The sequence below is a fragment of the Geomicrobium sp. JCM 19039 genome, from assembly GCF_000698145.1.
In the GTDB taxonomy this organism is placed as follows: Bacteria; Bacillota; Bacilli; order Bacillales; family Marinococcaceae; genus Geomicrobium_A.
Genome location: NZ_BAXB01000015.1, coordinates 1 through 24,321, shown reverse-complemented (window position 1 = coordinate 24,321; position 24,321 = coordinate 1). Strand labels below are relative to the sequence as shown.

The window sequence follows — 24,321 nt, the reverse complement described above, 5'->3', positions numbered from 1 at the left end:
TTCCAGGGCGTGGGTTATTGCGGTTGTTCTTTACTCATCCACACAAAAAAAGAAACTCCACAAAAGGAGTTCCTTCAATCATGAAAATTCGTTCCATCACTCGTTGCTTTTATATACCCTGCTCGGATGACGTAATCACCAAAGTGCTCGCCTGCCGAACGGTTTTTGCCATAATCATTGAGCAGCGGGCGGAGCGTGTCCAGAATTTCTTCTTCGCCAATGTTTTCTTTGTACATTTTGCTTAGACGTTCACCTTTAAACCCTCCACCGAGATACAAGTTATATTTGCCAGGGGCTTTACCAATAAAGCCGATTTCGGCCATTGCCGCACGTGAACAACCGTTAGGACATCCAGACATGCGAATGACAATCTCTTTATCACGTAACCCCACCTCATTGACGGTTTCTTCTAGTTTGTCGATCAAACTCGGCAAGTAGCGTTCGGATTCAGCCATAGCCAAGCCGCAAGTTGGAAATGACACGCACGCCATTGAACTTTTACGTAACGCGGAAACTTGCTTTGAATCAACAATATGATACCGGTCTAAAATCTCACGAATCGCTTTTTTCTTCGCAGCGGTCACGTTGCTAATGACGAGGTTTTGATTGGGAGAAAGTCTGAATTCCCCTGTGTGAATGCGGCTATTTCGCGAATTGCACTCATTAGTTCGTACTTCTCTTCATCCTTAATACGGCCGTTTTGCACGAACAATGTGTAATGCCAACGATTGTTCACACCTTTCACCCAGCCGTAACGGTCGCCATTATCCGTAAATGAATACGGCCTTGCTTCTTCTAAACTGTACCCTAACCGTTCATGCAACTCGTCAATCAACCAGTCGATGCCCCTCGCATCAATCGTATATTTGAATCTCGCATACTTTCGTTCATGACGATTTCCGAAATCTCGCTGAATCGTAATCAGCTTCTCAGAGACGTCCGTCACTTGCTCTGGCGTACAAAAACCAATGACCCTCGAAAGCTGCGGATACGTGTGCGAATCACCATGAGTCATGCCCATGCCACCACCGACACTCACATTAAACCCTCGCAACTTTTCATTTTCAATGATTGCGATTAACCCTATGTCTTGAGAGAACACATCCACGTCGTTGGACGGAGGAATGGCAATGCCCATCTTGAATTTTCGCGGCAAATACAACTTCCCATACATCGGTTCTTGTTCGACTTCCTTGTTGCTTTCAATCTTTTCTTCATCGAGCCATATTTCGTGATACGCCCTCGTGCGTGGCGACAAATAATCGCTCAATTCATTCGCACATTCATAGACTTGTTGATGCACTGCCGATTCGTCTGGATTGGGGTTGCACATGACGTTGCGGTTCACATCCCCGCAAGCTGCGAGTGTATCCATCAATGAATCATTGATTGTCCGAATGCTCGCTTTCATGTTCCATTTCAAAATGCCATGGATTTGAAAAGCTTGCCGAGTTGTTAGCTTGAGCGTGCCATTGCCATACGTTGTCGCCAAGTTGTCGATTGCAAGCCACTGTTCAGGGTGGCGACGCCGCCTGGCGCTCGCACCCTAACCATAAATTGATGCGCAGGCTCAAGCTTTTGCCGCCTCCGCTCATTACGTAAATCTCGGTCATCTTGCAAATAGCTGCCGTGGAATTTCATTAAGCGGTTATCCTCTTCTGGAATTCCTGCGGTGAGCGGGTTTTGCAACGTGTTGACTAACGTGCCTCGTAAGTAATCACTCTTTTCTTTAATGTCCTCAACATCACTTGGAGGACCGGTTTGAATATGAGGGCGATCTTCATTTGCCATTTCATTTCACCTCGTTAATAGACGTCTCTTTGGTACCTTTTCTCTTGTTGCATTTGTTTCACATAACTTTCTGCTTCAGCTCGTTCAAATCGACCTTGTTCAGAAATAATATCGATGAGCGTGGTATGCACATCTTGGGCCATTTGTTTTTCGTCACCACAAACGTAAATAACCGCACCTTCTTCAATCCAAGCGTACATTTCTTTTGCTTTTTCTCTCATTCGGTGCTGTACATAAATTTTCACTCGTATCTCTTGAAAAAGCGACATCCATTTTCGTAAGCACGCCGTCACCTAACCACCGTTGCCAATCTAACTGGTACAAAAAGTCATCAACGAAATGTTGATCCCCAAAAAACAACCAAGATTTTCCTTTTGCATCCCGTTCTTCCCTTTCTTCTAAAAAACTTCGGTACGGGGCAACCCCTGTGCCTGGGCCAACCATGATGATCGGGGTTTCAGGGTCTTCTGGTAACCGAAAGTTATCATTTTTCTGAACGAAAATCGGTAAGCTCCCACCCGTCCCCGTTCGTTCGGCACATTGCACCGAACATACACCAGCACGGCTTCGATCATGAGCATCATAGCGAACAGCTGATACGGTAAGGTGGACTTCATCTTCATTCGCCAACTGACTATTCGCAATGGAATACAGTCGCGGAGGAATCTTTCGGAGCGCACCGACAAACTGAGGAGCCGAAACTGTAAAAGGCCCGTAATCTTGAACAAAGTCAACAAGGTCTCTGCCTTCTAAATACGCCTGTAACACATCATTTTGTTCATCTTCTAACAATTGAGGTAGTGCGTCATTTTCCGTCCACCCCACCGTTTTCTGTAATAAAGGTTTCGTTAAAACCGTAATTTCAAAGTGCCTAATTAACGCCTCACGTAAAGGCAGCGTATCCCCTTTTTTGTTAATTTCCACTTCTTGATTCGCTTCCCACGCCATTATCGTCATGAAGTGATCGACGAGCTGTTCATCATTTTCAGGAAATATGCCAATGCTATCCCCTGGAGAAAAAGTAAACCCAGAACCGTCTATGGAGAGTTCAAGATGGCGCGTTTCTTTGTTCGATCCACGCCCGTTAAGATTAATATTTTCCAATACTTCCGCCTCGAAAGGTTTACTTCTTGAATAGGTGGATGGTTGCTCCGTTACGGTGATTGGATCGGCAGTAGATGTTGTGACTGCTGGGCTTTCCACGAGCATTTTAGCAGCAATTTGCTCGACCCAACCATTGGCATCTTCTTCAAAATCAACATCACAATCAACCCTCGCTACGATCCTTTCCGCGCCAAGTTCTTCAAATTTCCGGTCCAGTTCCTTGCCTGTTTGACAATAAAATTCATACGACTCGTCTCCTAGAGATAATACGGAGAATTTCACATCTGTCAGTTTTGGCATTTTGCGACCAAACACATATTCATAAAATGGAATGGCGTTATCAGGTGGGTCTCCCTCCCCGTGTGTGCTAATGACGACAAAGAGTCGTTCAACAGACTTAAGCTCTTTCGGCTTATAGTCAGACATCGATTGGAGTGTGATCTCCATCCCGTTATTCGTTAACGCACTTGCTAGTGTTTCTGCGACACTTTGCGAGTTCCCTGTTTGCGAACCGTACAAAACGGTAGCCGTTCGAATCGGCGTGTCTTGTCGTTCAGGGGCTAAAGCTTGCGACTCATTAGTCACATCTGCTCTAGTGACTTCAGCGTCGCCCCCCGTCCCGCTTAAATATCCACTCAACCACAGTTTTTGTTCTACAGTTAGTCCCGGCAGAAGTTGGTTCAACCATTCAACTTGCTCGTCTGTAAAAGGACTATTTGTACTTTTCAGATGCAACATACTCCCCCCTTGCCTCATTCCACTCTTTTATGCATTTGGAAGATGGAATGTTCAGTCAATGATAAAATTTATATCTCATCTTATGGTAATTATTCCTAGTTGTCAAATAGGAATAATTGAACAAAACCGGCATATGTATCATATACTCTGTTATATTCCCTTTTTTTAATTTATTTTGACAAAGAAAGAATCAGAATGTAGAATCACTTTAAAACATATCAAATTAGTATGAATAATGACCGAAAGGAGACAGAGAGATTGACACCAACGTATGAAACGTCTACACGTGAAGATTACGAAGTGTTGAATAAACAGCTTCATAAAAAGGACTCGTTGGATGTATTAAAGTGGGCAAACACAACGTACGGTCACCACCTTGTGTACGCCTGTAGCTTCGGAGCAGAGGCGATGGTACTACTCGACCTCCTTTCTAAAGTTCAAAAAGATGCCCACATCCTTTTTTTAGATACCGACTTTCATTTCGATGAAACGTATGAGCTCATCGAAGAAGTGAAAGAGCGCTACCCACAATTTCATATCACACTCGCTAAACCGATGCTCACTCCCGATGAGCAAGCGAGAACTCACGGCGAACGCTTGTGGGAGACAAACCCCGACCTTTGTTGTCAGATTCGTAAGCTTGATGTGCTAGATCGAGAACTTAATCCTTATCACGCTTGGCTTTCAGGATTACGGCGAGAACAGTCTCCAACAAGAGCGAAGACGGAGTTCGTAAACGCTGACCACAAGTTTCAGAAAATGAAGATTTGTCCGTTGATTCATTGGACTGAAGAAGAAATATGGATGTATATCGAGCTGCATCAACTGCCGTACAATCGCCTGCATAACCAACATTATCCGAGTATCGGCTGCACATATTGCACCCGCCCTGTTCTACCAGGCGAGGATGAAAGGGCAGGCCGATGGGCTGGAACAACGAAAACAGAATGTGGCTTACACGCCGAAGGAGGAAACGAACGTTGACACTCGTAAACCGCTATCAACCTGAAAAAGAAACGAACCATATTAGAGCATCCATTGAGCTGGATGGCTTTGCTCTTTCTGATTTGGAGCTAATCGGAATTGGAGGGTACAGCCCACTCACTGGTTTTTAGATGAGAAAGATTATGAAAACGTCGTTGAACATATGCACTTATCGTCTGGCGAGGCATGGAGCTTGCCTATCACTTTGCCTGTTTTTGACGCATCCTCTTTTGATATCGGCGATGAAGTTCGCCTCGATTTTGACGGTGAAACGTATGGTACAATCACAATTTCTTCGATCTATGAACCGAACAAAATTCGTGAAGCAGAGCTCGTGTATCGAACCTCAGATGAACAACACCCTGGTGTCGCCAAGTTGTTCGCTCGAGCACCGATTTATGTTGGCGGTGATGTTATATTGACGCGAAAGATTCACCGACCAGAATTCGCTTCCTACTATCTCACTCCTGCACAAACCCGAAAAGTGTTTAAAGACAATGGCTGGAACACGGTCGTCGGCTTTCAGACGAGAAACCCTGTCCACCGCGCCCACGAATACATTCAAAAAGCCGCGCTAGAAACGATCGATGGATTGTTTTTGAACCCACTTGTTGGAGAAACAAAAGCTGGAGACATCCCCGCTGAAGTAAGGATGGAAAGTTACGAAGTGCTTCTCCAGCGTTATTATCCAAAAGATCGGGTACACTTGTCTGTGTTTCCTGCTGCCATGCGTTATGCCGGTCCGAGGGAAGCCATTTTCCATGCACTCGTTCGTCGGAATTACGGCTGTACACATTTTATTGTCGGCCGCGATCACGCTGGGTTGGTGACTATTACGGTACGTATGATGCGCAAGAGATTTTTAAAGAATTTACAACAGATGAACTAGGCATCATGCCATTATTCTTTGAGCATAGCTTTTATTGCCGCGCATGCGACAGTATGGCATCGCACAAAACATGCCTCATGATCAAGAAGAACACGTCATTTTGTCGGGAACGAAAGTGCGTGAGATGTTGAAGAATGAAATTCTTCCCCCAAAAGAATTTAGTCGTCAAGAAGTCATTGAAGTGCTTATCCGTGGAGAAAAGAAAAAAGAGGTGGGCTCATGACAAAACCAAACCTTACTTGGCACAACACGACGATCACAAAGAAAGACCGCCAAAAAAAACTAGGATCTCATAGTTGCGTACTCTGGTTTACTGGCTTGTCAGGATCAGGAAAATCCACCCTCGCAAACGTCGTCGATGTGGCTTTACATGAACGTGGGCTTACGAGCTATGTGTTGGATGGCGATAACGTACGACATGGGTTAAATAAAGACTTAGGTTTTTCAGATACCGATCGAGTGGAAAACATTCGTAGAATTGGAGAGGTGTCGAAACTATTTGTTGATGCTGGGGTGATCGTTTCTACCGCATTCATCTCTCCATTTACAGCAGACCGAGATCTCGTACGGGAGTTATTTTCAGAAAATGAGTTTATTGAAGTGTATGTGAACTGCCCGTTAGAAACGTGTGAGCAACGGGATGTCAAAGGATTATATGAACGCGCGAGAGCAGGCAGCATCCCGCATTTCACAGGGATTAGCTCACCATATGAAGCACCCGTCGACCCTGAAGTCACCATTGAAACGGCCGACAAGAGCATTGCTGAGAGCGCAAAGGAAATTGTTGATTTCCTAATCGAACGCGGTCGGATACCGAGGGAAACCAATGAATAGCGGACATGTATATTTCGTAGGTGCTGGCCCTGGTGACCACGGGTTACTGACAGACAAAGGAGTCCGCTGTCTAAAGCAAGCGGATGTAGTGCTATATGACCGACTTGTCAACCCGAAACTGTTACTGCATGCCCCGCACGACGCCGAATACATTTATGTCGGGAAATTTCCAAAGCATCATACATTGCGGCAAGAACTGATTCAAGAAGAGCTCGTTCGTCACGCCCATCTACACCGTACCGTCGTCCGTTTAAAAGGCGGAGACCCTGGGATTTTCGGAAGAGTCGGCGAAGAGACCGCAGCCCTAGATGAGCATAACATCCCTTATGATATTGTTCCAGGCGTAACTTCCGGAATCGCCGCCCCACTTTATGCAGGAGTTCCGGTTACACACCGCGACTACGGCGCTAGTTTTGCTGTTGCGGCGGGACACCGTAAGAAAGACTCCGCTGATGAGTTGGATTGGAAATCTCTTGCGGGTATTGAAACGCTCGCTTTTTACATGGGGATCAATAACCTTGAGCAGATTACTGAACAATTGCTCCGACACGGCAGAGACCCTAATGAACCTGCAATCATTATCGAATGGGGCACGACGTCAAAACAACGTTCTGTGCGCGCAAGCTTAGGGACGCTGGCTAAACGAGCGAAGGAAATGACCGTTATTAACCCTGCCATAACGCTCGTCGGAAACGTAAATCACCTGCATAACGACACGAGTTGGTGGGAAAAGAAGCCTCGCTTCGGGTCATCTGTCGTGATTGCCTATGACGAAGATGTTAGCACCCATTTAGAAGACGTGTTAGAACATGAAGGTGCAGAAGTACTTGTTTATCCGAAAACAAGCACGCATCCTTTACCCTCACCAGACGTTGATTGGTCGCACATTCCATCTGTGCAGTTTGATGATGCGACAGCCGTTAACCATTGGTTCCATTGGTTAAAAGAGCAATCCCTTGATATTCGCTCCGTCTATTCACGGCTCATTGCTACAACGGACCGGGCGCGCGTTCAACTTGAACAGTACGGGTTATCTTCTACGATGGCTGGAAGCGGCTTAAGTGCCGTACGATTGGCGAGTGCTCCGTCGACGAAACATATAGCAAGCTCGCGTCACACGTATCATCCAGTGAGTCATTTGTGTTTACACAATCGATTCAAAGACGAGGAACGTACTGTTGTTTATTTTCCAACCAAACGATCGGTGGCGTTTTTTATTGACGGTTTGGAAAAAGGGGATCTGACCGATTGGATTGCAAACGTTGATGCTGTTTGTTTTGATGAAGAAACAAAACGAAAAGCAAGCCTGTGGTTTCATATAAAGGAGGAAGACGATGCAAGCCATTCTTTACGTCGGGCATGGCAGTCGAGTGAAAACCGGCGTTCAACAATTTGAGCGCTTCATTGAAGAAGTGATGCGGCAAATGCCTGGCGACAACCTGTTCCAAACGTACGGTTTTATTGAGTTGTCAGCACCTACGATTACTAGAGCCATTGAATCGTGTATTGAAAATGGCGCCCGAAACATTGCAATCGTTCCCGTATTACTTTTAAGAGCCGGTCATGCCCGCACTGACATACCTGAAGAAGTGAAAGCGATCAAACGTCGCTTTCCGCACATCACATTTACGTACGGTGAAACCATTGGCGTTTGCGAAGAAGCGGTAGACCTAGCGGTTAAACGTCTCATAGATGCAGGATTACCGAAAATGACAAAAGACACCGAACGAATTCATGACGTTTTAGTCGTTGGGCGGGGCTCAAGCGACGGCTACCAGCCGAGTGATGTAGCGAAAATCGCCCGCCTCATATATGAGCGAACCGCGTGTGAAAATATTGAGATTTGCTTTTTAGCCGCAACAACCCCCACTTTGGAACAAGGAATAGAGAAATTGGAGAAACTGCGGTCAGAGAAAACGTACGTGCTTCCGTACTTATTGTTTACTGGGGTGCTCATGAACGAACTGGATGATTTTTTGCAGAAAAGAACAGGTCCAACATCGTATGTTCGCTGTGACTTTTTAGGCAAAGACACCGCGCTCGCTCCAGTTATTGTTGCAAGGGCGAAACAAGCATTGGAAGGGCAAATACTGCAATGAGCAAGTTACCCATCGTCTTGCACCCCAATACAATGAATGCAGTCGTCGTTGGCGCAGGGAATGTCGGGTCGCGAAGAATTCGCCATCTGCTCAGTAGCGGCATTTCAATCACCGTCGTCTCCCCTTCATTACCTGAATGTTTTCAAGGTTTCGTTTGTTGGGAACCCCGATACTTGACGAAGCAAGAGTGCTTAACCGCTAATCTCATTGTCCTTTGCACCGATAATTATGAGTTGCATGATGCCATATCGAAAAATCGCGCACCTGGTCAACTCATATACCGGGCTGATGACGTAAAGAAAAGCGACTTTCATTTTCCTGCCGTTATCCAACGAGGCAAACTGACCGTCGCCACCTCAACAGACGGTGCCAGCCTTATTATTCACAGCAGTTGCGCCAACAAATTGAACAGCTCCTTCCAGATACTATAGAGCAAGACCTCGCGTTTTTAGAAGAAGCAAGAACACAAATAAAAACGCACATTAGAAAAAACAATCGCCAGGAGCTTCTCAAATATATTTCAACGGATTACTTCTTGCGACTAAGAGATCGTGAAGAACAATTGCAAACGTTCCTTCACGGTGCGCAGTCGATTAAAAACCACTAAGGCAGTGTTGTTTAGTAAGGGCCCCTTTGCGTGGCATGTGGTCGCGCAATCCATTATGCCTTGTGCTAATCACCGCATGGATCACGCTTACACCGTAAGAGGACCGTTCCATAAGCTAGACGTAAGAACTTCCACCCCCTTTCTGTCAGAAAGGACAGCGAGACGTTGGCATGAGTCAAGCCGACGTTCAATCGGTTTATCTTCGGCGCCGGAAGTGCCGATGGTTGTTAGCTCTTGAGGTCGATGTGAAAAAACAAGGTTGGATGTTCGTTATAGATACGAACGTTCCTAAATGAGCAAGTATCCGATGAGCTACGGTGTGCAATAGAGATCTAGACCGTTTCGGGGGTGATCTAAATCACCAATCTCCTAATCATTCCCAAAAACAAGCGACCATCAGCACCACCGGTGCTGAAAACTATGAAATATAATCTAGATCATCATGAATATGATCTAGATAAGTTGAACGAAAGAACTTCTTCAAGAAGCAATGGTAAGATTGGTAAGTGCAAACTGTGCTCAAGTACCCACAAGACGTCGGCGCGAACCGCGCGAACCGAGTCCGATTTGGCTTCGGCCCCGCTGGCGCCGACGTGTCGTTGGCACTTCATCCTGGAATCTACGCGCAAGTTGGAACAAACTGCGCGCAAGTTTGGCGAAATCAGCGCTAAAATCAGTGAAAAGCGCAAACTCGCGCGCAGATGGGGGAAACTCGCGCGCAAAATGACTCACCTAGCACCGCGCTTACCCCTCCAACCCCAACAGCGCAAATCAAGAAAACCTTAAGTTCACTCTATATAGATCACCCAGCATTTAGAAAAACCAGCCCTTTTACCGTGATCTAGACCGTTTCTGGGGTGATCTAGGTCATCAATCTCCTATAAATATCCAAAATCATGCAACAATAGAGGTGTTTGTGAATAAACACTATCTCGACATCGGTGGAGAGTGGGTGCAAACGGTTCGCTCGATCTTGATGATAAAAATCGAGGTGAAGTGGGCACAGCGAGCTGCTATTTCCCTCCTGCTCTTTATATAAGCAGGAAGACATCTATCCTAATACGCCCTATTTGTTACGGCACTGTCTGTTCTATATTTCATTAAATAAACCGCCCCTGAGTGTTTGTCTCGGGGGCGGTTATTTGCTTTCACCACTCGGTCTCTCTCTGTTGTGGTGCGCTAGTTATATGAGAATTCTTGATTGTGCATCGTTCCATGCTCTTTGAAATGTTGATACCAAGAAAATGCTTCTTGTAAAAGGTGCGGCGTTTGGCCACCGCTCTCATCAATGGCTCGCTCAAAGTAATCGAGCAACTGATCTCTGTAGATTGGGTCGGCACAGTTTCGAATGATTACAGGTGCACGTTCTCTAGGCGCCAGTCCTCGTAAATCTGCAAGCCCGTGCTCAGTAATGAGGATGTCAACATCGTGTTCTGTATGATCAACATGGGAAACGAATGGGACAATGCTGGAAATGTCGCCACCTTTTGCGATGGATTTTGTGACAAAGATGCTTAGGCGAGCGTTCCTTGCAAAGTCTCCAGAACCACCAATCCCATTCATCATCTTCGTGCCCATGACGTGCGTGGAATTTACATTTCCGTATAAATCAGCTTCAATTGCGGTATTTATGGAAATAAGTCCTAAGCGACGAATAATTTCGGGGTGATTTGAGAATTCCTGTGCTCGTAATACGAGTCGATCTTTATAAGAATCCAATCGAGGAAATACATCATTCATTTTGTCTTGAGAAAGAGTAATTGAACATCCAGAGGCGGATTTCACTATCCCTTGATCGAGCAATTCAAATACCGAATCCTGTAACACTTCGGAGTACACTTCCAAGTCTCTAAACCTTGAGTCTTTTAATCCACTAAACACAGCATTTGCAACAGAACCGATCCCCGATTGTAGAGGTGCTAGCGTTTCAGGTAGACGGCCTTCATCGTTCTCTTTTTCTAAAAACGAAATAAGGTGTCTGGCAATTTGTTCGGTTTCGTCGTCTGGAGGTGTCACAGTTGAAGGGGAGTCAAGTTGGTGAGTGAAAACGATGCCCCGAATTTTATCAGGGTTAACACGAATGCCTTTTGCTCCGATGCGGTCGTCAGGAGCAGTTAACGGAATTGGGTCTCGATTGCCCTGTTCATCCAACTGATAAACATCATGCATACCTTCTAATGATGTTGGTTGAGCGGTATTAATCTCCACGATAATTTCGTTCGCGTGCTCAGCAAATGACGCTGAGTTTCCAACAGATGTCGTGGGAATAATTTCGCCCTCTTCGGTAATGGCTACCGCCTCAATGATCGCATAATCAATCGGAGGCAACGCTTGTTGGCGAAGAGCTTCTGATGTGTGGGAAAGATGCTGGTCGATGAAGTAAATATCACCTTCATTAATCCTCTTTCGCATCGTAGTATCCACTTGGAACGGGAGACGCTTGTTCACAAGATCCGCTTCTGCCATCGTTTTATCTAAGTCAGCCCCAAGAGACGCCCCTGTGAATACATTCACTTTCATCGGGTCGCTCTTTGCTTTTTTCGCTAGAGCTTTTGGTACGACTTTGGCATCACCGGCGCGAGTAAAACCACTTAACCCTAATGTCATGCCATCAGAAATCCAGCTGGCGGCTGTTTGTTCGCTTACTACACGGTTGGTTAGTTCCGGGAGGCGTACGACGTCTGAAATGTTCATAGTTATGGCCTCATTTCATGCGATATTCTTGCAGTCTTTATACGAAGTGAAGTTTGTGCATGGAATCAATCGTGAGACGCAATTCTTTCAAGGTATCCACTGTACTTTGGTCTGATTCAGTGTGTACCATCATATCTTCGTCTACTTCCAATTGTATGAGCAATTCATCAATACTGGAGCTATTCGTGTTCGCTTCAATAAACGCCTTTAGCACGTTCAACTTCTCTTCCGTTGAATCAATCTTTTTCATGTCGACCTTTAGCGAAGCCCATCCGTTTAGCAATGTTTCTGTATCCTCGCTAATAACTTGGTACGTGAGCGGCTTCATCGGCTCTTTATTTTCATACCTTCTAAAGTTTTCTTGAATAAAACGATAAAAGTTTTTGTTCTTTTCATTTGTCATGCCTAATTCATTGATTAACCACATGAGCATTTCTCCTTTAGTTGATTGGCTTTAACTATATTATATGAGATAATATCAATCATTAAAAATAATTAATAATGAGCGCAATCAATCATTAAAAATGATAGGAGTATACGATGGAACTGAAAGACTTGCACATCTTCGTTACGTTAGCAAAAGAACAAAATACAACGAAAACTGCTGAAGTACTGAACTATGTACAGTCCAACATTACAGCGCGTATTAAAAAGCTAGAGAAAGAGTTTCAAACCGAGCTGTTTTTTCGTCAGCCCCGAGGGATGACTTTAACCCCGAAAGGACGTCAACTCCTTCAGTATGCTGAGCAGATTCTCGCACTTGTTGACGAAACAACGCTTGCCCTTATCAATGATGAAATGCCTCATGGGACGTTGCGGATCGGAACGAATGAAACGACAGCTTCCAGCCGCCTGCCGAATTTACTCGTAGACTATAGTAAAAACTACCCCGATGTCGAACTGTCTTTACGCGTCGGTACAACGAAAGTTCTCCTCGATGATATTTTTAATTATCAGCTTGACGGGGCGTTTATGGTTGGACCTGTTGAACATCCTGAGCTTGTCACGACGGAGATCTTCACGGAAGAGTTGGTGCTCTACTCAAGCAGCCCCATCACACCGGGCGATGTTCAACATAAAACATTGCTCACAAGACCGTATGATCTTTATCGTGAACGTCTAGAAACCTGGATGACAGAAGAAGAGATTTACCCGCGACGAATTATGGAATTTAATACGATTGAATCGATCTTGAATTGCGTGAATGCTGGCCTAGGGTTCTCCATTGCACCGATTTCCCTCGTCGACTCTCACCGATTTGATCGTCCTGTTTCCTTTTATGATATTCCTGAGCCACATTCTCACATTCAAATCATATTCGTACACCGAAAAGACATGCACGTCGATTCCGCGCTGAAGAAATTTATTTCCATGGCCGAACAGCTTTCAGATTAAAAAAACCGATCCAGACTTGTATCTGGGTCGGCTTGTCATGTCATAATTCATCGAATTGAAGAATGTACTCCGCTACTTCTTTTGGTTTTTCTTCAGGTACATAATGTCCACAATCTTTAATTTCTACACCTTCGACACGAGCAACGGTTTGTTTCCATACGTCAATGACAGGTAATCCAGCGAGGTTGCCGTTCTCTCCCCATAACAACAATGTATCTTGGGGAAGTTTGTCCACGCCTTTTTTATAGAACACTAGATCTGTGCGGTACGTCGCGCGATAGTCGTTCAGTGCCGCTTTTACAGCACCTGGCTGTTGAAAGTCACGCAAGTACTCATTAAATGAACCATCCGCCTTTAACCGTTCATACAAGCCGTCTCCACGGTCCAATAAATAAGTAAGAAACGCTTCTTCCTTGCCTTCAATTAAGGTCTCTGGTAAATCTGGAACGACTTGAAATACCCAATGCCAATATTTCTTTGCTGCTTCTTCTGCAGACAATTGATACACATACTCTACAGGCAAAATATCGATGAGCACTAATTTCTTCACGAGTGTTGGCTTTTCGTAAGCGAGCCTTCTCGCGACCCTTGCTCCGCGGTCATGACCTACGACTAGTGCTTGATGAATGTCCAAATGATCGAGCACTTCCACAACATCATTGGCCATAATTTCATTTGTGTACAGTTCTTCCTGAACCGGTTTGTCCGACTTTCCGTACCCTCTTAAATCAACCATAATCACACGGTAATGATTAGCCAAATACGGAGTGACATACCTCCACGTTAACGAGCTTTGCGGAAATCCATGCAACAATACACACACCGGCTTTTCAGTCTGGGCGTCATCTGTAAAGTGAATGCGTATGCCTCCAACCGTTAGCTCTGCCATAGGTCACCTCTTTAATTGTTTTATAATTGCTTCGGTAACTTCTTCTGTCGTTGCCGTACCACCTAGGTCAGGGGTGACAATTTGTTCACGAGTCACATGTTCAATCGCATCTAAAATCTTCGTTGCAGACGCTTCTTCTCCAAGATGGTCCAACATCATTTTCGCAGTCCAGATTTGTCCGATCGGGTTGGCAATTCCTTGTCCGACAATGTCCGGGGCTGATCCGTGAACAGGTTCAAACATCGATGGGTATTTTCCATTCACATTTAAGTTTGCTGCTGGAGCGACGCCAATGCTCCCCATAATGCCAGCACCGATGTCGGTAAGAATGTCCCCAAAAAGGTTTGAAGCAACAACCACATCTAGTGTTTCAGGCTTTGTAACGAGAAAAGCAGCTAGAGCGTCAATGTGTTGCGAGTCCGTCGTTACCTTCGGGAAATCCGTTTTCACATCGTTAAACACATCATCCCAAAACGGCATACTGTGAATAATGCCGTTTGACTTCGTTGCACTCGTTACATGGCTGCCTCTCTTATTCGCTTGTTCAAAAGCGAATCGCATGGCACGCTCCGTACCTTTTCTCGTGAACACTGCATTTTGAATGGCGATCTCATCTTCGCCCCGACCTGTTCTTCCTCCACTCGAGCTGTATTCTCCTTCACTATTTTCACGAACGACAACAAAATCAAATTCCTTCGGGTTGGCCAATGGAGAACGAACGCCAGGGAGCACTTTCGCAGGGCGCATATTTATCACTTGTTCGAACTCGCGGCGAATCTTTATTAATAAACCCCACAAAGATACATGATCCGGAACAAGGTTTTCGTTTCCAACAGCACCTAAAAAGATGCTATCAAAAGACGCCAACGTATCAAGCCCATCCTCCGGCATCATCACACCATGCTCCAAATAATACTCACAACTCCACGGGAATGACGTGAATTCAAATTGGAAACCGTCATGCACTTCCGCCATGGCGTGAAGCACTCGTTCTGCGGCTGGGACAACCTCTTTTCCTACACCATCGCCTGGTATGCTTGCAATTTTCCAACTTTTCATAGATGTGCCCTCCAGATTTCTGTCGTCTGTCGACAGATTATATTTTGTCTTTATTATACACGATATACAACGCAGTAACAGTGCCAAGTTTCATCTGAATTTTTTCTTCCTTAGACAATTAAAAAAGCTAAACCGTGTTATACGGTCTAGCTCAAATAAATAACTATTTCTGCTCTAGTCTTGCTATTCGGTCGCTAAGTGCAGGGTGCGTTGAGAACAAACGCATCATGCCGCCATTACCGTTAATTTTCATCGTTTGTACAGCAGAATCATCACGGTGATCCTGAACGGTTGCACGTTCTGCATAACGTTGAAGTGATTGCAATGCGTGAATCATTTTGTCCTTGCCTGCAAGGTCAGCACCGCCGTTGTCTGCATGATACTCTCGATAACGAGAGAAAGCGTTCACGACAAGGCTTCCAAGGATCGAGAACAAAATTTGTAACACAAGGATCATGACAAAGTTAACGATCCATTGTAATTCTTGACGGACGAACTGAGCGGCAACAAACGCTACGACACGCGCTGCAAAGATAACAATCGCATTCACAATTCCTTGGAGAAGCGTCATCGTGACCATGTCCCCGTTTGAAACGTGAGCAACCTCGTGAGCGATGACGCCTTCAACCGCATCATCATCCATAGACTCTAAAAGACCTGTAGAGACCGCAACGAGAGAGCGCTTTTTCGATGGCCCTGTTGCAAAAGCATTCACTTCTTTAGAGTGATAGATTCCCACTTCCGGCATATGAGCAAGACCGGCTGCACGTGACAAACGATGGACTTTCTCCACTACACTACGCTCATATTGATTCAAGTTACCATTCGGGTCGAGCACACGCACTTTCATCATCTTCTTCGCAATCCAACGAGACATTGCTAAGGAAATAAAAGCACCACCAAAACCAAACATCAAACTAAATATAGCGAGTGGTAACAATTGCAACATGCCGTCACTCGAGTATAAATGAATATCAAAGACTCTTGATATAATGGACCAGACGATAAATATGGTCGTCATAACCAAGATGTTCGTCAGTATAAAAAGAAAGACTCTTTTCCCCATTTCCCCACCTCCGTATCTATTCTATTCCTATATGATAGCATGTTTTACGTTTGCGGAGGAGCATGGGTTTCACAAATCTGTGAAGTTTTCCTCATCGTGTTGGCGTTCATCTTTACGAGTCGCTTTCGCTTCTGCCAACATTTGCATCGTCACCCGGGGAGCCAACCATAATGTCGGGAGCATGAGCAAAAATACGGGCACCGCTGTCACAACGATAAACGACTGCAACGCGTCAATCGTCCCTTCACCGATATACAACAATACAGCGGCAACCGCACCGAAGATAATGGACCAAAACATCCGAACCATTCTAGGAGGAGTTTGTTGACCACTAATAATCATACCGATTGAATATGAAATTGTATCTGCTGTTGTGGCCACAAATACACACGTTACGAGGATAAACGCAATCGCAAACAATGTCGCAAGAGGCAGTTGTTGTACAATCGCAAAAATCGATGCGGGTAGACCGCCTTCAAAGAGAATGTCACTAACTGAACCAGGGGTGTTGATTTCATAAAATAATCCTGTTCCCCCAACAACTGTAAACCAGAAATTCGTCACGAGGGGAGCAATAAAAGCAACAGACAAAAACAGTTCCCGGACCGTTCTTCCGTCTGAAATTCGACTTATAAAGATAGCCATAATCGGCCCATAACCGATAAACCATCCCCAAAAGAAGATCGTCCAACCCGATAACCACTCTTCATCGCCCCGATAAAAACTCATCGGGAAAAAGTTCATTAAGTACGATCCATATGCGCTAATGAATTGATCCACAATGAACATCGCCGGACCGAGCAATAAGATGAGTACCGCTAGAAATACCGTAAATATAATATTAAAGCGACTCAGCCACTGAATCCCTTTATGAATTCCCGTTGCCGCAGAAATCGTCGCAATTCCAACGAGCACAAAAATCATGCTCACTTGCACGGCAAACGTATCTGGAAAGCCAAATATGGCATTTAACCCATATCCAGCTTGTAAACCAAGAAACCCGATTGGTCCAATCGTTCCTGCACATGCAGCGAGTATTGAGACAATATCCGCTGTCGCTCCAATTACACTTTTATTCATCACACGCTCACCGAGAAGCGGGTACAAAAGGGTACGAGGTTTAAGGGGTTGTCCTTTGTCTTTTGCATACATGAGCACAACAACACCTAATGTCCCGATCATCGTCCACGCTAGAAATCCCCAATGTAAATAGCCTTGCGATAGCCCCGCATGTACTGCCGAAGCGGTTGCATCATCACCCAGAAACACAGGGGGGACGTCTAGATAATGGTACATCGGCTCAGCCGCTGCCCAAAACACACCCCCACCGGCAAGGAGCGTCGTCATAAGCATCGCAAGCCACTTAAACCGTGAAATATTCGGCCGAGGTAACTTTCCTAAGCGAACCGTCCCAAGTTCTGTAAAACTCATAATGAGCGTTATCATAAACGTCAGCACCATAAACACTTGCCAATAGGCCCCAAAATACTTGGAAGACCAGGCAAACGAAGCATCCACAAATTGCCCGACAGCTCCAGCGTCAATCATGGAAGCGATTAAAAAAACGAGCAACAAGCCACCGCTAATCCCAAAGACCGTCCAATCCAGATCTTTCATTTTCATTATGTAACCTCCTATGCGCATTTCACCATAGGGTTTACCAAAAACATGAAAACTAACAGGAATACATAGCGTAAGCGTCTATATTACTAATCAGTTGATATGTGGAACTTGTCTCGGTGACAATTGCTCGTTATGAATTTTGCTATGAGAACTGCCGTGTCCGCAGATATTTCTAAAAGTGGATGGCATAATTTAATATGAAAAGCTTATGGATTTCAGCCATTTTTATAGAGACGTGAACTGTACGCTTCGTGGTCATTATCAATGATTTATTTATGTGACAGTTCGTCCCTCACTCGGAGCACTTTACGCCGCCAAATGTTTCATATATTTCTTATTGTCATGACTGGCAAGGTTTAAGTGACAATCAAGCTCATGAATGATTAATTTCGCTCAACGAACTGCCTCAAAAATCAGTTTTTGTGACGATTGGAGTAGCTGTATAGAGCCTAGAAGAGTGAGGTGTTCTGGAATACGATTATCTGCATGTAGTGAAAATTGAGCAAGAACACGGCAAACCAGATAATTCCAACACTCGACATATACAAATTACTCTTCCTTTTGTTGTTCTTTCGCTTATTAGAATTCTTTTAATTTGCACTTGCACTATGAATTGAGACTGAGTTGATGGATTTTAAAATTCATTATTCAAGTCCCTTTGGTCAAGTTCCATGTTGTTGATAATATCAATATCCTCCAAATTTGCTAACTCATAATAGGTGGTTGAAATACTCGTAAGCTCATTCTGCAAGTTAGGATCACTTATTTTCAGAGCATTACTAGTCAACGATAACGTAAATAATTCTTCAACTTTGGAATGGACTTCAACCCAATATTGAATATTGGATTCATCTATAGACGTATTTGTTTTTGTAATAGAAATTCCAAATAATTCATCACTAAACTGACGAATGCTAGATTCGTCAGTAATGTACGTGTACCTCATCTCACCCGACTCATCCTGTACGTATATGTAGGCAATTTCAATGAGTTCTTCCTCGTTAATCTCTCCCCCCTATCGTTGTTACAGGATTTTCTCTTAAAATAAAGACGGCCAACAAGATACTTGCGATTGTTAAAGTGACGATTATTATACTCTTTCTCATATCATGATCCATCTCTTTATTGAGACATCTTGCTTCGTACTTCCGTTCCCATTATCGTTATCTATGACACTGTATGCTTACCACATATTTAATCATTGTAAGGCAAATTAAAAAACCGGCTCGAGTATGACTTGAGCCGGTTTTTTATCACTTCTGAACTTAGTTATTCCTCGTAAATCCCAACACCGTCGAAGCCGTTTCTAGTTGATGTTGCTTCCTCACTTCCTTCACCGTAAAGGTCGACTGCTGATTGCACAAATGCGAATCGGGTATCGTCGAAGTTTGAAATTGGTGTAAGGTAAACGGTGAGTGCTCGGTATACGATATTTCCTAATGCTTCACGTCCGATATCATCGCCGATGAGAAATGCTGCATGATTAATGATGGATGAGTTGACGTGCACACCTCCATTATCAACCTGAATGGGCATATCATAGAATTCATCCATGTGTGCAGGGAAGACTCCTGAACCATTCCCATACTCAACGTACGCATCGTTAACTGGGAATTTCCCTGGTTCTTCTAAGCTTCTAAGCGCTGTTCTACCCTCAGCAAGCCACGCTTCCCCGATAATATCATCGCCAATATCCCAGCTGGAGTCATCCACTAATACCCCGAAAATATCGGCGATGGATTCGTTGACTGCGCCAGACTCAAAACGATACATCAAGTTGGCGGTGTTCGTAATGACGCCATGTGTAATTTCATGAGCGGCAACATCTAGCCCTGCTGATAATGGAATGAATTGCTGTCCATCTCCATTCCCATAGGCCATCTGTCTACCATTCCAAAATGCGTTATTGAAGTTATCCCCGTAATTGGCCGTTGAAATGAGGGTGCTCCTTCATCGTCTAGAGAATTCCGACCGTGCTCTTCTAGATAATATTCATACACCCTCAAAGAGTTGTAATGTGCGTCCACCCCCGGTGCATCGTAACTTGAATTAAACCCTGCGGTATCGTTTGTAAATGGGTCTCCCGGCAGCCCGAAGCCACTAGAAGGAAATTGGTTCTTCATATCATATGTGTAAATGCCCTCAAAGTCCGGCCGCGTCCAATCATACAGCTTAAATGTACCTTGAGGAATGTCAGAAATCTTATACGCCATATTTAGTACTCGATAATCGCCGAGCACACCAAAACCGGACCCGTGCATAGGCCCAAAATCACTTCGGTCAATGTCTTCTGGAAGCTGTCGGATTTGCATGAGCGGATTTTCTTCTACAGGGGCAGGTGATATGTCTTCCACTTCTAGGCCTGCGTCTTCGGCGAGATGACCAATCGTATTGTAACGATCAACGATCTCTCCATTTTCTGCGTTCACAAACACATGCCAATCCCCTGGCTCCTCGCCCATGAAGTTTATGTTTACTTTATATACGGTAACAAGTTCATCCCCCATTGGATACATGATCAATTCTACTGTAGGTTTATATTCAAGGTGGTCAGGAGCATCTACATGATGTTTTGCCTCATTGACCGCATCTTCTGTAGACAGATGAACAGCACTCGTTGATACGGCCGATTGCGCCTCATGGTAATTGCCATTTACACTACTCATTGTGCCATCGGCGTTGAAATGAACGAGTAATTGATGTCCTTCAACGGGAACACCATTTACGACTTGCTGGTAGCGAATATGCGTCATGCCGTGTTCGTCTTCGGTTTCTTCAATTAATTCTAATTCCTGATCAGGCTCTGCAATACCGAGCACATCTTGATTTGACTGGATAAAGTTCAAGGCTTGATCGGTGTAAGTTCCACGACTTTCTTGTGTAGACATTGCTTGATCATCTACCTCATTCTCTACAAGCAAAATACGAGACTTCTCATCATTGGCCTCTGGAACATTTCCATTTTCAGCAGACAACGACAACGACGGGCTTGATAAAAATAGCGCAGCAGCACCACATAAATAATAGAATTTTTTCATAGGTTCACCCCTCTGCATTTTTATTATTATCTCATTTAATAGAATTAACTGAAATCGGTAAAAGCTATAGATTTGCTTTGGGCCTTTTTTCCTTAAGGAGCCTCTTGCTTTAACAACAAGAGGCTCTAACTTTCTCTACTTTGTTCGTGTTAATCTACCATCTTTAATCTCATAGATCAGGTCCGAAACACCCTCTAAAAATCGCTTGTCATGAGACACAATAAGAACAGTTCCCTTGTATTTAGCGATCATTTCTTCGAGCGCTTCAATGCTTTGCACATCAAGAAAAGTCGTTGGTTCATCTAAGATGAGCACATTATAGCTACCTAAAAATCGTTCACTCAAAACAAGACGAATGGCTTCTCCACCACTAAGTTGATTGACTGATTTCTGTATATCATTCCCTTGAAAACCCATTGAGGACAACACTGCACGAATTTGTGGTTCTACGTAATCTGATTGATTTCGCATCCAATCAATGACTGTTTCGGAACTCTGAAACTGATAAGCCATCTGCTCGTACCGGCCGATTATGACTTTCGGTGACAATGTCACGCCAGCTTGATCGTTTGCAATATGGTGCAAAAGCGTTGACTTCCCCGCACCATTGGCACCGGTAAACGCAATTGTCTTTCCTAGCGGTAGTTGAAAACTAACATCCTTTACTAGGGTTCGATTTCCTGCTCGAATGGTTGCTCGGTCTGCCATAATGGGGATCTTGTTGTGTAATTCCAACACTTCGGGACTATGAAAGCGAATGTGTTGTGCTTGTTCTGGAGCTTGGACTTCTTCTAATTGATCCATTCGCTGTTCAATTGCTTTTGCAGCTTTCGCCATCGCCTTTTGACTGCTTCCTTTTTCTTTTGTCATAAACATGCGATTGGCGTTTGGCGTGCCTTTACTTCCCTTTGTAACATCACTCGCTTTTCTCATTTTTTCTTGTGCTGATTTTTGAAGTCGTTCCTTATCTTTTAAATATTTATCATATTGATTGGCTTGCTGTTTGTTCTCCAGCTCTTTCTGTTGTTTGTAATCCGAGTAATTGCCGCTATAGACCGTCACTCGCCCCTGATCGACTTCCCATATCTTTGTAACCAACTCATCTAATACGTCACGGTCATGGCTAACCAAAACGAAAGCACCATAGTAGTACTTCAATTCATCAATGACAAAGCGCACACCTTCACAGTCCAAATGTGTTGTTGGTTCATCCAAAAGCAACACCTCTTTGTAGACCGAGAATGTTTGAGCGAGCTTTCTTCTCGTCTCTTCTCCACCGCTAAGTTGGTCGTGATTAGGGACAGATAATCGACCGAGCCATTCAGCATCTGCCACCGCATTTCTTTCACTGTCCAATTGAGGGAATACACTAGCGTCTGTATGACTAATTACTTTTCCCCTGCTTGGTGTAACTTCGCGACTCATTAACTTCAAGAGTGTGCTTTTGCCACTTCCATTGTTTCCGACGATGCCAATCCGATTAAACTGATGGACAGACAGCTTTTGTATATCAAGTACAACACGATCCAAATACGACATTTGGATGTTTTCTAATTCAATCGTTACTTTTTCCATTCTCTCTTCCTCCCGTTTGCTCTGATCCGTCAGAGTGAGAAGAAAGTCTGTACAAAAAAAAAGAGAAGAGCAGAAAAATCCGCCCAACTCATCGATAGAAGAAGTTATAAAATGACAGACTTATCCCATTTACCCTGCGGAGTGCAGAGTCATTGAACCATTCAATTACTTGTTCAATGTTGGGAAACGTAGTCTGGGTAAAAACATAATATAACTTTCCTCCTTTTCGTAGAATTAGTTCCAGTATATGTACGTTAGTGATGATTGTCAACATCGGTAATATAATGGACTTTTCTAACGTTTTCTACACTTGTTGCATACACAATAGAAAACACTCATGGAGGAGGAGACATCATTGAGACCCAACTCGGACTGGGATCATTTGCGGAACGAAAATCGCAAAAATCGCCTGAGTGGCATTCACATAAACAATCAACTTATTCAGTCACTGTATACTTCATCAATTCCTCCTAATGGGATTACAGTTACTGGACCAACAGGAAATACGGGTGCTACTGGTGCCACAGGGCCACTTGGCCGACCAGGAAGACAAGGATTAGCAGGACCTCAAGGTGTTCCAGGTGCTACTGGACCAACGGGGCCGCCAGGGACTGGATTGACTAGTGTGACCGGCCCCACTGGGCCTACCGGGGTTACCGGGGTTACCGGACCTACTGGATTGACTGGGAATACTGGAGCAACAGGAATCACTGGGATTGTAGGTCCTACTGGGCCTACAGGTAGTACTGGGGCTTCTGGTGTCACTGGTGCCACAGGCGTTACTGGTGCATCTGGATCGACAGGGCCTACTGGTGTTACTGGACCTTCAGGTGCGGCGGGATCTACCGGGATCACAGGAATAACAGGCAATACCGGGGCTACGGGGCTTACCGGTCCCATAGGCCCCTCAGGTGTTACGGGAGTTACTGGGCCGACGGGTAACACAGGTCCTACTGGATCTATCGGCGCTACAGGGAGTACTGGCGCCACTGGTCCCTCAGGTGTAACCGGATCAACGGGCGTCACTGGCTCTACTGGAATCGCTGGTATCACGGGACCTAGTGGATCAACTGGAGGTACAGGAGCGACGGGCTCTACCGGGATCACAGGAGGCACGGGTGTCACTGGGGCTACTGGCATAACTGGAAATACCGGAATAACAGGCGCGACGGGGGTCTCTGGAGATACGGGGCCGAATGGTTTAACTGGTCCACCAGGGGCTACAGGGAGTACTGGCGCCATAGGTCCTAGCGGTTCAACTGGTCCTACAGGTGTAACGGGATTCACTGGTACCACTGGCCCTTCAGGAGCTACTGGACCATTTGGACCTACTGGCAATACTGGAAGCACTGGTAACACCGGGCCTACTGGTCTATCTGGAGCTACAGGGAATACTGGTACTGCAGGTAGTACTGGCGTCACTGGTCCTACTGGACCTAGCGGTTCAACTGGAAATACAGGAGCAATCGGGGCTACAGGTAACACTGGAAGTACTGGCAATACCGGAGTTACTGGTGCAATAGGGCCTACTGGGAGTAGTGGTGTGACTGGAGTTACAGGCGACATTGGCCCTTCAGGTGCGACGGGTGCTACTGGCGCTACCGGAGCAACGGGCACCACCGGTGTCACGGGATCTGCTGGGGATATTGGTCCCACGGGCGCTACCGGTCCTTCAGGAACAACTGGCAGTACCGGGATTACTGGCTCAACTGGCAATACTGGAGCAACCGGGGCTACGGGTAACACTGGAAATACCGGAGTTACTGGCTCAACAGGGTCTACTGGGAGTAGTGGTGTGACTGGAGTTACAGGCGACATTGGCCCTTCAGGTGCGACGGGTGCTACTGGCGTTACCGGAGCTACGGGCACCACCGGTGTCACTGGTCCTTCTGGCATAACCGGCAATACCGGACTCACTGGCTCAACTGGTCCTACG

Annotated in this window: 14 protein-coding genes and 6 pseudogenes; 8 read left to right on the top strand and 12 right to left on the bottom strand. The window is 45.1% G+C overall.

Annotated features, from left to right (window positions below; genetic code table 11):
* Positions 1-74: 74 nt before the first annotated feature.
* A pseudogene (cysI, locus tag JCM19039_RS14090) lies at positions 75-1,791 on the bottom strand (assimilatory sulfite reductase (NADPH) hemoprotein subunit).
* Between the two features lie 14 nt (positions 1,792-1,805).
* A pseudogene (locus JCM19039_RS14085) lies at positions 1,806-3,630 on the bottom strand (assimilatory sulfite reductase (NADPH) flavoprotein subunit).
* Between the two features lie 231 nt (positions 3,631-3,861).
* On the opposite strand from JCM19039_RS14085, the gene JCM19039_RS14080 reads away from it, so the two are divergent.
* The 6 genes and pseudogenes from JCM19039_RS14080 to JCM19039_RS23260 all read left to right on the top strand — a co-directional run bounded on the left by JCM19039_RS14080 (position 3,862) and on the right by JCM19039_RS23260 (position 8,870).
* The gene (locus JCM19039_RS14080; protein ID WP_042428273.1) at positions 3,862-4,617 is read left to right on the top strand and encodes a phosphoadenylyl-sulfate reductase; all 756 of its coding nucleotides are present in this window, start codon (positions 3,862-3,864) and stop codon (positions 4,615-4,617) included.
* Positions 4,581-5,729 (top strand): annotated as a pseudogene (gene sat, locus JCM19039_RS14075) (sulfate adenylyltransferase). Before JCM19039_RS14080 ends, sat begins: the two are co-directional and overlap by 37 nt.
* Complete coding sequence (gene cysC, locus JCM19039_RS14070; protein WP_042428271.1) at positions 5,726-6,340, top strand: adenylyl-sulfate kinase; 615 nt, start codon at positions 5,726-5,728, stop codon at positions 6,338-6,340. Before sat ends, cysC begins: the two are co-directional and overlap by 4 nt.
* On the top strand, positions 6,333-7,736 hold the full coding sequence (gene cobA / locus JCM19039_RS14065) for a uroporphyrinogen-III C-methyltransferase (RefSeq protein ID WP_052398814.1): 1,404 nt from the start codon (positions 6,333-6,335) through the stop codon (positions 7,734-7,736). Before cysC ends, cobA begins: the two co-directional genes overlap by 8 nt.
* Positions 7,675-8,439 (top strand): sirohydrochlorin chelatase, encoded by a 765-nt coding sequence (locus JCM19039_RS14060; RefSeq protein WP_042428269.1) that lies wholly within the window; start codon positions 7,675-7,677, stop codon positions 8,437-8,439. The genes cobA and JCM19039_RS14060 overlap by 62 nt, the downstream gene beginning before the upstream one ends.
* On the top strand, positions 8,436-8,870 hold the full coding sequence (locus JCM19039_RS23260; RefSeq protein WP_081834539.1) for a bifunctional precorrin-2 dehydrogenase/sirohydrochlorin ferrochelatase: 435 nt from the start codon (positions 8,436-8,438) through the stop codon (positions 8,868-8,870). Before JCM19039_RS14060 ends, JCM19039_RS23260 begins: the two co-directional genes overlap by 4 nt.
* Before the next feature lie 1,355 nt (positions 8,871-10,225).
* Here JCM19039_RS23260 and JCM19039_RS14045 read toward each other — a convergent pair.
* Both JCM19039_RS14045 and JCM19039_RS14040 read right to left on the bottom strand, forming a co-directional pair.
* A complete protein-coding gene (locus JCM19039_RS14045) occupies positions 10,226-11,740 on the bottom strand; it encodes a succinate CoA transferase (RefSeq protein ID WP_042428262.1) in 1,515 nt (504 codons plus the stop codon).
* Positions 11,741-11,777: 37 nt separating this feature from the next.
* Positions 11,778-12,167, bottom strand: a complete 390-nt coding sequence (locus tag JCM19039_RS14040) for a hypothetical protein (RefSeq protein WP_042428258.1) — start codon at positions 12,165-12,167, stop codon at positions 11,778-11,780.
* A 113-nt stretch (positions 12,168-12,280) separates the two neighbouring features.
* Between JCM19039_RS14040 and JCM19039_RS14035 the strand changes: the two genes are divergently transcribed.
* Complete coding sequence (locus JCM19039_RS14035; RefSeq protein WP_042428255.1) at positions 12,281-13,135, top strand: LysR family transcriptional regulator; 855 nt, start codon at positions 12,281-12,283, stop codon at positions 13,133-13,135.
* A 40-nt stretch (positions 13,136-13,175) separates the two neighbouring features.
* Here JCM19039_RS14035 and JCM19039_RS14030 read toward each other — a convergent pair whose 3' ends face one another.
* The 8 genes and pseudogenes from JCM19039_RS14030 to JCM19039_RS14000 form a co-directional block, all read right to left on the bottom strand.
* The gene (locus JCM19039_RS14030; protein ID WP_042428252.1) at positions 13,176-14,024 is read right to left on the bottom strand and encodes an alpha/beta fold hydrolase; all 849 of its coding nucleotides are present in this window, start codon (positions 14,022-14,024) and stop codon (positions 13,176-13,178) included.
* A gap of 3 nt (positions 14,025-14,027) precedes the next feature.
* Positions 14,028-15,083, bottom strand: coding sequence for a tartrate dehydrogenase (locus JCM19039_RS14025; RefSeq protein ID WP_042428249.1), 1,056 nt, complete (start codon positions 15,081-15,083; stop codon positions 14,028-14,030).
* 163 nt (positions 15,084-15,246) lie between these two features.
* The gene (gene htpX, locus JCM19039_RS14020; protein WP_042428246.1) at positions 15,247-16,149 is read right to left on the bottom strand and encodes a protease HtpX; all 903 of its coding nucleotides are present in this window, start codon (positions 16,147-16,149) and stop codon (positions 15,247-15,249) included.
* Between the two features lie 69 nt (positions 16,150-16,218).
* Positions 16,219-17,772: a BCCT family transporter gene (locus JCM19039_RS14015; protein ID WP_042428243.1), complete on the bottom strand. Its 1,554-nt coding sequence runs from the start codon at positions 17,770-17,772 to the stop codon at positions 16,219-16,221.
* A gap of 634 nt (positions 17,773-18,406) precedes the next feature.
* Positions 18,407-18,718 (bottom strand): hypothetical protein, encoded by a 312-nt coding sequence (locus JCM19039_RS14010; protein WP_042428240.1) that lies wholly within the window; start codon positions 18,716-18,718, stop codon positions 18,407-18,409.
* Between the two features lie 323 nt (positions 18,719-19,041).
* Positions 19,042-20,234: pseudogene (locus JCM19039_RS28025) on the bottom strand (M4 family metallopeptidase).
* Positions 20,229-20,525: pseudogene (locus JCM19039_RS28020) on the bottom strand (peptidase M4 family protein); the annotation flags it as partial. The pseudogenes JCM19039_RS28025 and JCM19039_RS28020, both read right to left, overlap by 6 nt.
* A gap of 420 nt (positions 20,526-20,945) precedes the next feature.
* Positions 20,946-22,385: an Msr family ABC-F type ribosomal protection protein gene (locus JCM19039_RS14000; RefSeq protein WP_042428237.1), complete on the bottom strand. Its 1,440-nt coding sequence runs from the start codon at positions 22,383-22,385 to the stop codon at positions 20,946-20,948.
* A gap of 355 nt (positions 22,386-22,740) precedes the next feature.
* Here JCM19039_RS14000 and JCM19039_RS13995 point away from each other — a divergent pair.
* Positions 22,741-24,321 (top strand): annotated as a pseudogene (locus tag JCM19039_RS13995) (collagen-like protein); the annotation flags it as partial.